The sequence below is a fragment of the Escherichia sp. 20412-1 genome (assembly GCF_003027595.1).
Lineage (GTDB): Bacteria > Pseudomonadota > Gammaproteobacteria > Enterobacterales > Enterobacteriaceae > Escherichia > Escherichia marmotae.
Window position 1 is genome coordinate 1 of record NZ_PYQM01000149.1, and the last position, 245, is coordinate 245.

Annotated in this window: 1 protein-coding gene; it reads left to right on the plus strand. The window is 46.5% G+C overall.

The features are described 5' to 3' along the window. Positions 1-140 precede the first annotated feature (140 nt). Positions 141-245, plus strand: a 105-nt coding sequence (locus C7B16_RS25930) for a conjugal transfer protein TraD (protein ID WP_107180303.1), incomplete at its 3' end; no start/stop codon positions are given.

Sequence of the window (245 nt, forward strand, 5' to 3'; positions counted from 1 at the left end):
ATTGTTACAGAGAAGGTCTCTTCCGGCAGGACTGCAGGCGGGTATCACCACCGGCATACAGGGTATACCTGGTCTGTTTCTGTGAATTAATCCCACATCATCCTTTTCTGCCCTGTTCCAGATTTTCCCGGAGTTTCATCATGAGTTTTAACGCAAAGGATATGACCCAGGGCGGTCAGATTGCCTCCATGCGTATCCGCATGTTCAGTCAGATCGCCAATATTATTTTCTACTGTCTGTTTATT